The following is a 14,247-nucleotide window of genomic DNA, read 5'->3' on the forward strand; positions in this document are numbered from 1 at the left end:
GGCTCTCCAAAGCCGATCCAGCACATTCGCTATCTCATGGGCTTCACCGCCGCCTGGATTTGTCCGGGCGTTTGCCAATCAGATCCAACGATCTTTACCAATTTGTCGTCGAGAGAGCGTGCCATAATAGCTATCCACAAAGCGTTCGTGCGAGCACGCCGCCGCGCGTGGCCTTATCAGCAAGCTGCGGCAGAGGCGGACCTGGGCGTGCGCGCCTCAAATAACATGACTTCCAACACAGTGCTGACGGGTTGCCGCCGACGCGCCTCGCCTAATGAGGCAAGATCGATGCCGCTCGTCCGCCCGAGTCACCTGCAGACGACGAGGTAGAGTTCAGCGTAACGGGTTCAAGACCCGGGATCAGATGAACGGTTTGCCTCCGGTCACGGCGACCGTCGTGCCAGACGTGTAACTCGAAAGCGGATCCGCCAGCATCACGTACGCCGTCGCCAGCTCGGCCGGCTGCCCGGCCCGCTTCATCGGTACCTGCTTGCCGAAGTTCTTCACAGCGTCGTCGGGCATGGTCGACGGGATCAGCGGCGTCCAGATCGGCCCAGGCGCCACGGCGTTCACACGGATGCCCTTCTCCGCCAGCATCTGGGCCAGCCCGCCGGTAAAGTTCTGAATGGCGCCCTTCGTCGTTGCATAGGCGAGCAGTGTCGGATTCGGCATGTCCGAGTTCACGGAGGCGGTGTTGATAATGGCGCCGCCCGGCTGCATTTGGGGCACGGCGGCCTTCGCAAGAAAGAACATGGCGTGGATGTTCACATCGAACGTCATCCGCCATTCCTCATCGCTGATGTCGGCGAGATTCTTGAAGGTCGCCTGATGGGCGGCGTTGTTGACGAGAATGTCGACGCCGCCCAGATCGCGGATTGCCCGATCGACGACCTTCCTGCAATGGTCCGCGGACCTCAGATCGCCCTCGACCAAAACGGCCTTGCGGCCTTCCGCTTCGACGAGCGCCGCAACCTCCTTGGCGTCTTCGTGCTCCTCGAGATAGGCGATCAGAACGTCGGCGCCCTCGCGGGCGAAAGCGATAGCGACCGCCCTTCCTATCCCGCTATCTCCGCCCGTGATGATGGCACGCTTGCCCTTCAGTCGCCCGGATCCCTTGTAGCTGGCTTCTCCGTGATCGGGGCGTGGGTCCATCTTCGCGGTCGACCCGGGCGTCGGCTGCTTCTGGCTGGGGTAAGGCGGCTTCGGATAGTCAGGCATTGAGATCGGTCTCCACGGGTCGAGAGCGCGACAACCGACTGAAGGCCATCAAGGTTCCTAACCCGTCGCCCGCCTCTCTCCTCCCGACACCACCCGTGACGCGCTTGCACAAAGCAGGAGAAAGAGAGCGCGCTCGGCCTTGTACCTTGCGCCCACGCGACTGCACTCCGAGCCGGACATGACGACGTCTCCTCCGACGGTGCAGACGGCCCACTTCCATCGGCCGCGACCACGCCTCTTCAGCACGATGTCGAACCCCGCAAATCGATCCTCTCCGCCCGGAGAAGTCACGCCGCCACCTTCGGCAAGCCAATCTGGAGCTGGTCGAGAAGCCGCTGCTCACTCTCGATCCGGCTAAGATAGAGCTCGCGCTCTTTCTCGGTCTTGGCGCCGGCAAGCAGCAGGCGGTATTGATCGATGACCTTCTCGCTGCCGCGGATCAGCAGATCGCTGACGGTCATGACACCACCCCCGCGCTCGCCTGCGCGGCCGGCGTTTCGGACAGGGCAAATCCGATGGGGAAGGTTTCAGAATTTAGCGCCTCGAGTGATGCAGTCTCCTCGGCCATGCGCCGTTCGATGAACTGGCGCTCGATATCCGATAGCTGCGTCTTCAGCAGGCTGCGATAGCGGTGAATGTTGTTGCGGTGCGCACGGATACGGGCAAATTCTTCGTCGAGCATCGTCGCCACTCCCTGACGGTCTTCAGTTGTCCTTTGCGGTTCGAGAACGGGGAAGCGAGCTTCCCACGGGGAAAATATTCGCCGCGAAAAGGCTGTCAAGACATCAGCCGTGCGATGCCGAAATCCTTGGGCCAAGCGTGTTAACCAATCGCGGCACGCAAAAAATTTGCGGTCGGCCTCTTGAATCGTCCTTGCGTTTTTCTAGGTCGTTTTTCGCCGCGAGCGCGGTGTCGGACGCCTTCAAGGGTCCGGCACGGGCGCCGGCCGGCAGGGTTTCGGACAGCCGTCCTGCGCTTCTTGTACCATCTTGCTCCTAGGAGGACTTGGATATGAGCACCACCTTCGACTTCGCGCCCCTCTGGCGCTCCACAGTCGGCTTCGACCATCTGGCCGGCCTCGTCGATAGCGCGCTGCGGTAGGCGGCCGAAGACAACTACCCACCCTACAACATCGAACGCTCAGGCGAGTACAACTACCGGATCACGTTGGCGGTCGCGGGCTTCGGCGCCGACGACATCGCCGTCACCGCCGAGCAGAACGCGCTGACCATCGAGGGCAGGAAGCCCGACAAGGCGGTCGGCGAATTCCTGTACCAGGGCATCGCCACGCGGCCGTTCCGGCGGGTCTTCAATCTGGCCGACTACGTCCAGGTAAAACAGGCCTCCTTCCAGGACGGGCTGCTGATCATCGACCTCATGCGCGAGGTGCCCGAGGCCATGAAGCCGCGAAGGATCCAGATCGCAGGCAGCGCTCCTTCCTCAGATCGAGCAGAAGAAGGCGGCCTAACCGCTTCCAACCGAAGAAGAGCGACGGCGGGTTCGCGCCCGCCGTCCATCAATCATCATGAAAGGAGCGTAACGGAGGCCGACGAATTCCAGCAATTTCAATCCTCTCTTCCAGCCCGCCGCGTACTATGCGTCGCCGGGCCACTTGCTGAACGACGAGCCCCTCTCGGCGCCCGAGAAGCGGATCATCCTGTCGTCTTGGGCGTCCGACATGTCCGCCGTCGTATCCTGTCCCGCGCTGCGCAATATCCCCGGCATGGGTCACACCATCCGCCTTGACGATATCCTAGCGGCGCTGCGGCGTCTGAATGGCGAGGACGACGATCCGCCCCGCCCGGGCGGCGCACCATGCGGCTGAGGCGGCCTTGGGCCGCCGCGCGGCGGAGGTCTGCGTGAGGCCGTTCTCGGAATGGTGCTGCTCGGCCACGTCTCGGCGGCCTGGACCGTGCCATTTCTGGCGCTGTTGTCCGGCTCGTCCGACACAGGGCCTTCCGCTTCGACTGACGGCTGCCGCTCAGCGCCGGCGCGCCACCCATATCCCGACAAGGAAGGCGACGAAGAGCGATCGGAGCGGCGCTTTGACGGTCACCTCGCGCAACTTTTCGGCCCAGCGATCGAAATCATCTTGCGAGGGCATGCCGAGGGCGCTCCCTTCCGCTCCGGACGATCTTGCGCTGGCGACCGTGGCGCGTTCCGGATCCACGAGGCCAGAGGCCTCCGTCATTGCCGCCGTTTCCTTGGGGTCCATGCCGCTCTCCATTGGCTGACGGAGCGGATAACCCGCGCGAAAGACCGCAAGTTCCTGAACGGGCTTTGTAAACGCTCAGGCGGGCTTCCGCTGCGACCTGGACAACTTCTTCGACGCCGCTTCCTTCGCCGGCTTCTTGCCGGCGATCGACATCAGCATCTCCTTCTGGCCAGCGGCAGCCTTGCGGCTTCTTCGCCGATTTCTTTGGCGCCTTCTCTTCGGCCCCAGCTCCAGACACGCTGCGCCGCAGGGCCTCCTCAAATCGACGACGTTGCAGCCCTTCGGCCTCTCCTTCGGCGCAATCGGCTTGCCGGCACGCTTCTGGTTGATGAGATCGACTTCGTATTGGTCTTCGAACTTGTCCGGCTCGAACGACCCGGCTTTTTTGGTTCACGATGTGCTTTGCGCTTCGGCTCTTCCAAGGCAAATGCAGGCACTTTTTGCTCCCGCTCAGCGTCCGTGTAGAAGGTCGAGGAATGACGACCGATGATCTCCTCCGCTTCATAGCCTTTGAAGCGCTTGGCACCGAATTCCAGCTGGTTACATGGCCCTCGCGGTCGCGGCGAATCCTTGTGCGGCGAATAGGAACGGGAATGCTCACACCCTGTTCTTCGGTAACCATCCCTCCTTGAACGCCGAGGCTCCCCATGTATCATCACGTCAAGAAACTCATGTTCACCGTCCGCGTCGACGAGCCGGATCCGCGCTTCGGCAATATGCTCCTCGAGCAGTTCGGCGGCGCCAACGGCGAACTAGCGGCCGCCATGCAGTATTCGATACAAGGCATCAACTGCGAGGATCCGGATCGCAAGGATCTGCTTATGGACATCGGGACCGAGGAACTCAGCCACCTCGAGGTCGTCGGCACGCTCGCCCGCATGCATCTCAAGCCGTCGAAGTTCGACCGCCAGGCCGCGGAGGCCGACCCGTTGATCGCGATCGCCGGCGGCGGCGGCGTGAACCTATTCAATTCGCAGGGTAACGCCTGGACCGCCGACTATCTCAAGATAACCGGCGAACTCGACGTCGACCTACGCAGCAACATAGCTGCCGAGGCGCGCGCCAAGATCGTCTACGAACGCCTCATCAATTTCACGGACGATGCAGGAACAAAGGACGCGCTACAGTTCCTCATGACGCGCGAAATCACGCACATGAAAGCATTCTCGCTGGCGCTCGAGAGCATGGGCAAGCCGCAGCTGAGCATCGGGCGCATTGCGCCAACGCCGGGCCTCGTCGACCAGTTCTTCAACGACTCCACTGGCGCCGGCGACCACGGCGAGATCGACACCCGCGGCCCCTGGAACGAGGGCGGAGACTGGGTCTTCACGGAATCGCCGGCCATCCAAGCGGGAGACCCCGGTCCCGCATCCTCGATCGTCGCCGAAAGCTCGCCAACCGCTGATGAGGTCGGTCTCGGCGCACTTCTGATCGACGAGCTCGGCGATATCCTGCACGCCGAAAAGCAGCTCACCAAGGCGATACCGAAGATGGCGGAAGCGGCGCGCCACGATCAGCTGCGCGAATTGTTCGAACAGCACCTCGCCGAGACGGAAGCCCAGATCGAGCGGATCAACGAATGCTTCGAGCTACTGGGCAAGACGGCCCGCGCTAAGCCCTGCAAGGGCATGATGGGCCTAGTTGAAGAAGGCCAAGAGGTCATCGAAGAGGGCGAAGAGAAGGAGGATGCCACAGCGGACCTCGCCTTGATCGGCGCGGCGCAGCGGGTCGAGCACTACGAGATTTCCGGCTACACCACCGCCCGGAATCTCGCTCAGCAGCTCCGACACAGTGCCATCGTCGCCCTTCTGTCGAAGTCGCTGGCCGAAGAGGAGAACGCCGACCAACTACTCAACCAGGTCGCGCGCTCGCTCATGTCAATCGCCAGGATGCCATCGGCGATCGAGCAGACAGGGGAAGCTGAGTAATCCGATCCCCGCTGTCGGCTTGCCGGCCGACAGCGGGCTTGGCTCCCCAATTTGGCGGCCAGCTCCGCGCCACCATGTCTTGGAAGCATCACGTACGCCCCGGACACACCGCGGTGAATCGCGCCCCGAAGTTGCGTTGCTGGTTCACAAGCGAGCAGCAACCCAAGAAGGCAACTTTTGATCCCTCTCTCGATGAACCCCTTCGACGTACGGTCGTCGCGGGACACGCCAGTCGCTCGGGTCGGACGTCGAGGACCAACAGATTGTCCGCGAGGCCACCGGCCCCGCCTCCTCCAAAATGCCTGGGCCTCGCACGTCGAAAGCAATTTTTGAACAAACCAGCGCGACGGGCCGGGCTCGTCCCGCCGCGCGGAGACGGCGCCCGGACCCCAAATCTATCCCGGGCGATGCGGCAAGTGCGGCGGCAAAGGACAGGTCTTCCACGAGCTCGCCATCAACGCGGCCAAATACGGAGCCCAGAAGAGCGACCGACGGCGCCGGGCTTCGGCACCAGATTGGTAGAAACGACGACAGACCGGATCGGGGACTGGAAGCCGGACGGGCTGGTCATGTCCTTGCCGCTGGCATCGCTCCGCATCTGACACGTCCGCAGGAACTGCTTCTTCGCCAAGGCCGTTAGCGGTCGCGGAGAAGAGAATGGACGTCCGGAGCCGACCGAGGAAACACGCCAGCGCCGACGGCTGGAGCATCGCCGCAGCGCTAGGGCTGCTCGCCGTAGCGTTCTTATGGGACCGCATAGCTCCCACGGAGCCAAAAGAAAGCGGCGGCTTGGAGCCGGAGGATAACGAGAGCCGGCATGCATCCGCCACCGCCGTGGCCACCGAGGGAGGAGACCGTGGGCGGCACGCGGCATCGCCGTCGGAAATTCCCGCGAGGGGTTGGAAGGACATCCTGTGGCGGGTGCACGGCAACATCGGCGACCATCGCATCCTCGCCCTCGCCGCCGGGATGACCTACTACAGCATCCTCGCCATCTTCCCAGCGCTGGCCGCGCTGGTGTCCATTTACGGTCTCTTCTCCGACCCGGGCAGTATCGCCAAACATCTCGATGAGATAGCCGGTTTCGTACCCGGCGGCGCTATTGATGTGGCGCGCGAGCAGCTCACTCGTGTTGCCACGAAAGGCGATCGAACGTTGGGCTTCACCTTTGCGGTCGGGCTTGCGATTTCGCTCTGGAGCGCGAACGCCGCCATGAAGTCTCTGTTTGACACGCTGAACATCGTCTATGGCGAGCAGGAGAAGCGGGGCTTCTTCAAACTGAATGCCATGTCGCTGACCTTCACCGTCGCCGCCATCGGCTTCATCCTGGCCGCATTGGCCGCCGTCGTCGCCATCCCCATCGTTTTGCAGCACCTTTGGCTCTCCGACCCCGTCGAACTTCTCATTCGTTTCGCGGTTTGGCCGGCGATGTTCTTCGCCGTCGCGCTGGGCCTGTCCTGCATCTACCGCTTCGGTCCAAGCAGGCAGGCACCGCGATGGAGATGGATCACTTGGGGTAGCACAGGTGCAACCTTGCTTTGGCTCGCGGCCTCCGCGCTGTTCTCGTGGTACGCCGCCAACTTCGGTACTTTCAATGAGGCCTACGGCTCCCTCGGCGCCGTCATCGGCTTCATGACGTGGCTATGGCTCTCGGCGATCGTGATCCTGCTCGGCGGTGAACTCAATGCGGAGATGGAGCATCAAACCGCGCGCGATACCACCACAGGACGGCCCAAACCGCTCGGCGCTCGCGGCGCGAAGATGGCGGATACGGTCGGCGCGACACACGCCGCGACCTAAAGTTTTTGGCCCAGACGGTCTAAACGTTCGGAAGTTTCATATAGATCCGTGAGTTCATCGTGGAGCGACGAACGCTGCCACGTCTTCCACGTCTCGGACGGCGAAAAGGCGCTTGCGTGGTGCAAACGCACGGCAGCGGACGTGCTGGTGACCGTATCTCGATGCCGGGAAATATAGACGGGTGGCAGATCGCAGAGCGTTGTCGCCAGCACCATCCGGAGCTGCCGATCATTACGCGACAGGCTTTTTCCCATGGCGGCCCGACCGGTGCATAAAAGCCTCATAGTGCAAAAGCACCATCACCCGGCGCAAATCGTCCAGAAGGTGAAATAGACAACTAACGAACGCGGCCGCCGTGACGGAACCTGAGCGATTCTTCGGCGTTCCCTTGCCATCATTGTGCAAGGAGGTGTTTTTATGGGATTCTTCACCAAAGACATCAAGACGATGGACGACCTGTTGATCCACGGTCTGCAGGACATCTACTATGCCGAGCAGCAGATCCTCAAAGCGCTGCCAAAGATGATCGACAAGGCAACAAACCGCGACTTGGTCACCGGCCTCAAGACCCATCTCGAGGAAACCAACAAGCAAGTCGAACGGCTTGAGAAGGCATTCATCAAGCTCGGCAAGGAGCCGAGCGGCACGAAGTGCCCAGCCATCGACGGCATCATCAAGGAGGCTGACGAGACCGCCGGCGAAATCGAAGACAAAGCGGTCTTGGATGCCGCCATCGTCGCAAACGCGCAAGCCGTCGAGCACTACGAGATGTGCCGCTACGGGACGCTAATCGCTTGGGCCGAGCAGCTGGGCCACGACGAGATCGTGCGCTTCCTCACGACCAACCTGAACGAAGAGAAGGCGGCGAACACCAAGCTCAACACGGTAGCGCTCCGCAAGGGCGTCAACGCCAAAGCCTCCGACGCGGCCTGAAATCCTTCCGTTGAATGTTCAGCGGCTCCGTGACATCGCGGGGCCGCTGCCGCGTTCGGGCTTGCGAGCAGCACGCAGCTTGCGCCGGGCGAACCAAGCGGCCACAGAAACGCAAAGCCAAGCTAGGGAGGCGCCAGTAAACGCGCCGACGACGCTGCGTTCGACCAGCAACCAAAACACTACGGCGAACGCCAACATGCCCAGCGCCCCGAGCGCGGCGCCGGCGGCGTCGAGCGCTGCGGCCTGTTGGCCTCGCCGCTCGCCTTGTAGCCCAGCCTGCCGCATGCGGCGGATTTCATGTTTCTCGATGAGCGTGGCGCTGGCGCAGAAGATGGCCGGCAGAGCGAGGAATAGGCCGCCCACGGACGCTCCATAGCGGCTGCTGATCAGACCGGTGAAGACCGTCGCCGCCCCGCCGAGCGCGAAGCGGACCACATACTCATACCAGCGGCCTTCCCGCAGCGAGGACGGCGAGACGCAGATGGGCGTGCTCATGTCTGACCTCCGGCGGCTGCCTAAAGGCAAAAGGCCGTGGTTAACCAAGCGACGATCGACAGCAAGGTCGCCAGCAGCGCGCTAATCCGCGCGCGAATCAGCAACTGGCAGACGACGACGCTGTAGACGGCAAGTGCGACCGCACCCGCCATCATCGACAGGCTTTGGACGGCTGCGTAGGATTCGCCGTGCCGGTAAATCGCGATGCCCAGCGTGGCCAGCGCGACCGAGGGCGCGGCCCCGAACAAGCCGGCGAAGCTCTTGGGCTTCAGCACGTCCCCAAGCATTGAGAACGCCGACACCACGACGCCACCGATCAGAAAGCGGATGACGTACTCGGTCATTTCGGCCGCCTCTCATCCGAGGATCGCAGCGGATATCCCGTCCAGAACCGCAGCATCCGCTCCATGACAGCACCGAGCGCAAAGCCTGCGACCACGTCGCTCGCCCAGTGCGCCAGTACGACGATCCGCGTCAGGGAAAGGCCCACCGCCAAGGTTTGGATCACTCTTCGCGGCATCGGCGGTAAAGTGCCCGCGGCGGACGCCAAGGCGCCCATATGCAGCGCATGCTCCGATGGAAAAGCGTCCTCCCGCTTGCCCGAAAACGAGACGCCGTGCACGTGGCCGAGCACCGTCTTGCGATCCGGACGAGTCTGGTCAATCACCGACTTCAAGCCGTGAGGTACCAAGGACACCGCGACAGTAACCAAGAGCGCGTGGTTACCGGCGCGTTGCAACTGCTCCGATCTGCCTCGGCTCGCGACCCACCCGGCGACAGCCAACGCCAGCAGTATCTTTTCGTCGACGCCCCACGTCAGTCCACGTGAGACCATCTCCGCGCGATGGTTTGTGTTGCGCGCCACGGTTTGCGCAATCAGCAAATCGGGCTTGGTAGGCTTAACCTCAACTAGGGCCATCAGCTCGTCCGTCGCTGCCCGGAGAAGCAACGTTGTTCGAATTGCATCTGCCATCATAACGTCCGGACGAGTTCCAAGTTCATATGCGTGTCATAAAACCAATTTGTCTGGCCTTCATTGAAGATGCATCGGCTCTGTCGGGAGAGGGGGGAATCGCAATGGCTGACGGCAACTCCTATCGGACGACGCCTATCGTTGTCAGCATGGCGACGTCAGGCCGAGCAATACGTTATTGATCGCCGCCACCGACAACAGCGTTCGGATAGGTCAAGGCATTAAATAGATCGAATGCGCGAGCCGTTCTCAGCATCAACAGACCGGCCAAGGCACCGGTCTCGGCCTCAGCCAGCTGTACGCTTCGTCAAACACTCGGGCGGCCCTATCAATATCTACGGCGAGTTTAACGAAGGGACGCCCTCAAACTCTACCTGCTTCACTATTTGGGAACGTCAGTTGTCGAAGACATCGCTGCGATGCCCAAAACCATTTTTGACGGCGCGGAACTACTCGCGCAACGCGATCGTTCATCAAGGACGTCTCGATCCGGGCGTTCATCTCATCCATAAGCAGCTCTCAAGCGGAGATATCACGGGATTTGGTCGGGCGGATTTTCAACAAGTCTTGCCCCCACTTTCATGCGCGCCACGAATGTCGCGCTAAGCCGCGCTCAAGAGTGGAAAAACAATGTCCATACGGCGACGAGGCTCGCGGCCGCCAACGCGAGGCTGGCGAGCAGGAGCACGAGGACACTGGGTCGGGTTCTGCCTGACGGACTTCCACGGACTCTCGACGATCGGGCGTTGGCGATTACTGTACATTTTGGAATCCTTCCTCTGAAGCAAGCCCGCGCCAAAGCGTTGGTTCCTGCGGAGGAACGGCGCCGCCCGCCAAGCGTTCATGTTGGCGGAAACAAAGGAAAGCCCATGGCTGAAAAATTCGATCCGGCACCACAGGACAAGCATGCCAAAGACCCCAACCAAAATGTCCAAGGCAAGGAAAAGACGAAAGACGAGGAGCTCGAACAAGGTCTGAAGTACAGCTTCCCAGCGTCGGATCCGGTCAGCAGCACGCAGGCATCGAAGGCGCAGCCTGACTGAGGCGGCGCAGGTATTCAAAGCGCTATGATGTGAAGATACATCCCCAGCACGATAGCGATGCTGAGGATGATGATGCCGATGAAAAACCGGCCCATCAGTTCTCCTTCCGAACACCCTTAAACTTCTTCGCGGTCTTCTTGACGGCCATGAACTCGCCGCTCGTCTTGTTGCGCTTGGTCGAGGTTTTGGTGAGAGGGTTCTTGAGTTGCGTCCGCTTCTTCACCGCGCCCTTGCGTGCGTTGTCTCCAGACGGTTTGTTTACTGCCATCGGTGCCTCCAAAACGATTCAAGGCACGAATCAGGTTGTTGGTTCCTGGCAGGAACATCGTCCAGCTTGTGGGCTTTTCATTCCTACGGTCCCCGTGCTCGCGGGGAGGCCGTCAGCGCGCGGTATACCTGCGGTGTATGGTGCAGGGCCCGCGCGCTCTTTTAACCTTCCTGTTTGGGAACGGCGTCGGCGTTGAGTGAGAGCTTGACGACGTCGCCTTCGACCGATCCGACAAGCTTCTTGTCGATATAGTGGTGATGGTCCTTGTGACCCTCGGGGCTATCCTTCTTCGTCAGCTTGATGCGATCCCCCTCTACTTTATCGACAGTGCCAACCTGGACGCCGTCCTTACCGACGATTTTCATGTGTTCTCTGATTTCGGACATGTGCTTCTCCTTGTGAAGAGGCAACGGGAACAGCGGTACATCGTTGCAATGCCCTCCGAAGAGGGCTGTTCTGGCGCGAGGACGGCGCTGCCCCCAGAGAATCGCAACCCTCCTCAGATTTCAATCACTTCCTAAAGTGGCGGCCGAGCGGGCTTCCATCTCCACCGGTTTCGACCTAACTAGTAGGAGAGCGCCGGCGTTTACCCTGATCATGTCAGACGCTTTTGATTACTTCCGCGCCTACGCTGTTAGAGCCCTTTGCAGGGCCCGATCGATGCCGCAGGGCAAGATGAAACATCTCCAGCTTATGGCCGGGCGGATCTATAATCTCCTCAAGAAAGAGGCCGCTTATGGCCCGAACACGCAGCACCTCGAGGACTTCCGGGCAGCGCAGAAACTCGATCGATCTTTCGACGATCGGCCCGATGACGCCTCGACAAAGTCGCTTTGCTCCGGCGACTACGCGAAGCATGGGACGGGAGGCTCGTTGAGTGGCCTCCGACGCTCGCACCGTGCAAGGCCTCCTGCGGGAACGCAATGACGCTTGGGGAGATCACGCGCTACCTCCGCCACAAGCGGCGCTCGCTCGCCCGCGCCGCCTGATGCCGCAGGGGCACGATCGCTCGAGGGAAGGGTGGTGGCGGTCGCCGCCGATCGCGGGCACCGTTTCAGCAAACCGACGAAGGACCGCATAGTTCTGGTGGAAGGCAATGGCGTCGAAGGCGACGCCACGCCGGCCCTTTCGTCCGGCACCGCTATCTGGCCCGTCGCAGACCCCGCCTGCCCAATCTCCGGCAGGTCCACCTGATCCCATCCGAACTCTTCGCAACGCTACTTAAAGCTGGCTTTGAGGTCGGTGCCGGCGACCTCGGCGAGAACATCACCACTGCCGGCCTGGACCTCGAGCGCTTGCCGCTCAGGTGCCTGATCGAACTCGGGCCGACGGCGATCATAGAGCTGACCGGGCTCCGGACGCCCTGCGTCCTCATCGACCGCTACCGGGCTGGCCTCAAACGGCAGGTGCTCTCGTCGGCGGAAACGGGCCGTCCGTTCAAGTCCGGGGTGCTGGGCGCGGTCCGGGCCGGCGGGACGGTTGCGGCTGGCGATATCGCGCGAATTCGGCTTCCGTCCTCGCCATTTCGCGCCCTCCCGGCTCTGTAGAAGGCCCAATACCTCGACGACCCGCCCCAGATTATCCCGAGGCTTCATGAGCCGGCCCGATCGGATGATCTTCTTGGCGATCAGTTCGCCGAAAGGGTGGCCTTCCACGATGATCCGTGATGCCGTCCTCGACGACTTCTGGCATCGATCCAAAGCGGTAGGTGATCACTGGCCTGCCGCAGCCATCCCCTTGATCATGACGACACCGCTTCCGTCCTCGCCGCCGTATGCGCGCCATCCCGACGTCCTCTCATGCGACGGAACATTCAGGTCCGGCGCCGGTTCGCCAAGTTCCCTGGCTGCGCGCTTGAACTCCCAAGAAGACGCTTGTTCACGGAGAGTCTGCTGATGCCACCATCCAACGCGGTCAGAAGCGTTCCTGATCGGCGCCAACGAAGGCTTCTAATCGTCTTGGCGATGGGATTCGTAGCCTTCGGCGCTGCAGCGGCCGCCCTCTTCTACGTGCTGCAGCCCGAGACACTCCGGATCGCCGTCGGCCCCTCAGGCAGCGAAGATCACCACGTGGTCGAGGCGATGGCCGAGGCCTTCGAGGAGGAAAGCAGGACGGTCAGGATCTTGCCGATCACGACCGCAGGAGCGGCCGAATCCCTGGCCCTCATGGGCGCCGGCAAAGCCGACTTGGCGGTCGGCCGGGGCGATCTTGCCATGCCGGCCGACGCGCAGACGCTCGCCGTCCTACGTAAGAATTACGTCGTCCTGTGGTCGCCCTCCGGGCGACAGGGCAAGGACATCAAGAAAAAGGCAGGGGCCAAGATCGCAGAGATAGCCGATCTGTCGGGGCGTAAGGTCGGCATCATCGGAAGGACCGGCGCCAACGTCGCACTCCTGCGGACAATTCTAGAGGGCTCCGGCGTGCAGCCTGACAAGGTTTCCACGGCTCAATTCGGGACCGAAGAGATCGAAAAGCTTGCGCAAGACACCACGCTGGACGCGTATCTCGCCGTCGGGCCCCTCGACAGCAAGATCACGGCCGCGGCCATCGCCGCGACGTCCCGATCGCGCGGAGCGCCGAAGTTTATTCCAGTCGAAACGCCCGAAGCCATCTCCCTGAGGCACCCGCGCTACGAAGCCGAGGAAATCCCCGGCAGCGTCTTCAACGCAAATCCGGCTTGGCCGGAGGACAAGGTCGACACCATCAGCGTCAACCATCTCATCCTGGGCAGAAAACAGCTGTCAGAAGCCAAGGCCGCGGCGTTCTACCGGCAGCTTTTCGCTGTCCGGGACACGATCACGCAACGTGTCGCCGGCGCCGCGCACATCACGAAGCCGGAGACGGAGAAAGAGGCAGAGCCTTCCGTGCACCGGGGCGCTGCTGCGGTCATCAACGGGACCGAGCGGACGTTTCTGGACAAGTACGGCGACTACTTCTGGTTCGCCCTGCTTCTTCTTTCCGGCATCGGTTCGGCCGCCGCCTGGCTGCGTCGCTACCTGAACCGGGACGAGCGAGACGACAACACCAGCAACCGCAACCGCATTCTCGAACTGGTCTCGGGCATTGGGGAAGCCCGGTCAGAAGAGGATCTGCGGACATCGCAACGCGAGGTCGACGCGATCATCGCCGAGACACTCAAGTGCTACGATGATGGAGCAATCGAACAGGAGGACATGGCCGCATTCGGTTTGGTGCTCGACCTCTTCGATCATGCCGCCGCCGAGAGACGAGCCGCGCTGCAGAGCGGTTCGAGCTCTTCGCTTCCCTTCTCGAAGTCGCCTCGAGGTGGCGTCGGGTGACGGGCGCGAACAGCCAGCGATGTGGTTTCGGGCTCGGCCTTTCCTTGTCCGACGGAACTCACGATGCATCCTACA

15 protein-coding genes and 3 pseudogenes are annotated in these 14,247 nt (G+C 62.0%); 8 read left to right on the plus strand and 10 right to left on the minus strand.

Annotated elements, in window-relative coordinates; all coding sequences use genetic code 11:
• Window positions 1–360 precede the first annotated feature (360 nt).
• The 3 genes from ACKWRH_RS33430 to ACKWRH_RS33440 all read right to left on the minus strand — a co-directional run bounded on the left by ACKWRH_RS33430 (window position 361) and on the right by ACKWRH_RS33440 (window position 1,900).
• Complete coding sequence (locus tag ACKWRH_RS33430) at window positions 361–1,218, minus strand: glucose 1-dehydrogenase (RefSeq protein ID WP_445216990.1); 858 nt, start codon at window positions 1,216–1,218, stop codon at window positions 361–363.
• Window positions 1,219–1,505: 287 nt separating this feature from the next.
• Complete coding sequence (locus ACKWRH_RS33435; protein WP_445216991.1) at window positions 1,506–1,679, minus strand: hypothetical protein; 174 nt, start codon at window positions 1,677–1,679, stop codon at window positions 1,506–1,508.
• Window positions 1,676–1,900, minus strand: coding sequence for a hypothetical protein (locus ACKWRH_RS33440; protein WP_445216992.1), 225 nt, complete (start codon window positions 1,898–1,900; stop codon window positions 1,676–1,678). Before ACKWRH_RS33440 ends, ACKWRH_RS33435 begins: the two co-directional genes overlap by 4 nt.
• A gap of 329 nt (window positions 1,901–2,229) precedes the next feature.
• On the opposite strand from ACKWRH_RS33440, the pseudogene ACKWRH_RS33445 reads away from it, so the two are divergent.
• Window positions 2,230–2,686 (plus strand): annotated as a pseudogene (locus tag ACKWRH_RS33445) (Hsp20 family protein).
• A gap of 84 nt (window positions 2,687–2,770) precedes the next feature.
• Window positions 2,771–3,081: pseudogene (locus ACKWRH_RS33450) on the plus strand (hypothetical protein); the annotation flags it as partial.
• Window positions 3,082–3,199: 118 nt separating this feature from the next.
• Here ACKWRH_RS33450 and ACKWRH_RS33455 read toward each other — a convergent pair.
• Complete coding sequence (locus ACKWRH_RS33455) at window positions 3,200–3,433, minus strand: hypothetical protein (RefSeq protein ID WP_445216993.1); 234 nt, start codon at window positions 3,431–3,433, stop codon at window positions 3,200–3,202.
• Between the two features lie 75 nt (window positions 3,434–3,508).
• Window positions 3,509–3,839, minus strand: a pseudogene (locus ACKWRH_RS33460) (Ku protein); the annotation flags it as partial.
• 241 nt (window positions 3,840–4,080) lie between these two features.
• On the opposite strand from ACKWRH_RS33460, the gene ACKWRH_RS33465 reads away from it, so the two are divergent.
• From ACKWRH_RS33465 to ACKWRH_RS33475, 3 genes are all read left to right on the plus strand, one after another.
• Window positions 4,081–5,361: a DUF892 family protein gene (locus tag ACKWRH_RS33465; RefSeq protein WP_445216994.1), complete on the plus strand. Its 1,281-nt coding sequence runs from the start codon at window positions 4,081–4,083 to the stop codon at window positions 5,359–5,361.
• A 657-nt stretch (window positions 5,362–6,018) separates the two neighbouring features.
• Window positions 6,019–7,161, plus strand: a complete 1,143-nt coding sequence (locus tag ACKWRH_RS33470; RefSeq protein WP_445216995.1) for a YihY/virulence factor BrkB family protein — start codon at window positions 6,019–6,021, stop codon at window positions 7,159–7,161.
• Between the two features lie 417 nt (window positions 7,162–7,578).
• Window positions 7,579–8,094 carry a YciE/YciF ferroxidase family protein gene (locus ACKWRH_RS33475; RefSeq protein ID WP_445216996.1) on the plus strand — a complete coding sequence of 172 codons (516 nt, stop codon included), beginning with the start codon at window positions 7,579–7,581 and terminating at the stop codon, window positions 8,092–8,094.
• A gap of 18 nt (window positions 8,095–8,112) precedes the next feature.
• Here ACKWRH_RS33475 and ACKWRH_RS33480 read toward each other — a convergent pair whose 3' ends face one another.
• From ACKWRH_RS33480 to ACKWRH_RS33490, 3 genes are read right to left on the minus strand one after another with little or no spacing between them, the layout of a single operon-like run.
• Window positions 8,113–8,589, minus strand: a complete 477-nt coding sequence (locus ACKWRH_RS33480) for a DUF3147 family protein (RefSeq protein WP_445216997.1) — start codon at window positions 8,587–8,589, stop codon at window positions 8,113–8,115.
• Between the two features lie 20 nt (window positions 8,590–8,609).
• A complete protein-coding gene (locus tag ACKWRH_RS33485) occupies window positions 8,610–8,933 on the minus strand; it encodes a DUF3147 family protein (RefSeq protein WP_445216998.1) in 324 nt (107 codons plus the stop codon).
• Entirely contained in the window at window positions 8,930–9,508 is a 579-nt protein-coding gene (locus ACKWRH_RS33490) for a phosphatase PAP2 family protein (protein ID WP_445222516.1), read from the minus strand. Before ACKWRH_RS33490 ends, ACKWRH_RS33485 begins: the two co-directional genes overlap by 4 nt.
• A gap of 923 nt (window positions 9,509–10,431) precedes the next feature.
• On the opposite strand from ACKWRH_RS33490, the gene ACKWRH_RS33495 reads away from it, so the two are divergent.
• On the plus strand, window positions 10,432–10,605 hold the full coding sequence (locus tag ACKWRH_RS33495) for a hypothetical protein (protein ID WP_445216999.1): 174 nt from the start codon (window positions 10,432–10,434) through the stop codon (window positions 10,603–10,605).
• Between the two features lie 94 nt (window positions 10,606–10,699).
• On the opposite strand, the gene ACKWRH_RS33500 is transcribed toward ACKWRH_RS33495, so the two are convergent.
• Both ACKWRH_RS33500 and ACKWRH_RS33505 read right to left on the minus strand, forming a co-directional pair.
• Window positions 10,700–10,873 carry a hypothetical protein gene (locus ACKWRH_RS33500; RefSeq protein WP_445217000.1) on the minus strand — a complete coding sequence of 58 codons (174 nt, stop codon included), beginning with the start codon at window positions 10,871–10,873 and terminating at the stop codon, window positions 10,700–10,702.
• 161 nt (window positions 10,874–11,034) lie between these two features.
• Complete coding sequence (locus tag ACKWRH_RS33505) at window positions 11,035–11,259, minus strand: DUF2171 domain-containing protein (protein ID WP_445217001.1); 225 nt, start codon at window positions 11,257–11,259, stop codon at window positions 11,035–11,037.
• 807 nt (window positions 11,260–12,066) lie between these two features.
• Between ACKWRH_RS33505 and ACKWRH_RS33510 the strand changes: the two genes are divergently transcribed.
• Both ACKWRH_RS33510 and ACKWRH_RS33515 read left to right on the plus strand, forming a co-directional pair.
• Window positions 12,067–12,420 (plus strand): MOSC domain-containing protein, encoded by a 354-nt coding sequence (locus ACKWRH_RS33510; protein WP_445222517.1) that lies wholly within the window; start codon window positions 12,067–12,069, stop codon window positions 12,418–12,420.
• Between the two features lie 348 nt (window positions 12,421–12,768).
• Window positions 12,769–14,172: a TAXI family TRAP transporter solute-binding subunit gene (locus ACKWRH_RS33515; protein ID WP_445217002.1), complete on the plus strand. Its 1,404-nt coding sequence runs from the start codon at window positions 12,769–12,771 to the stop codon at window positions 14,170–14,172.
• Window positions 14,173–14,247 lie beyond the last annotated feature (75 nt).

The sequence above is a fragment of the Bradyrhizobium sp. Pa8 genome (assembly GCF_052588265.1).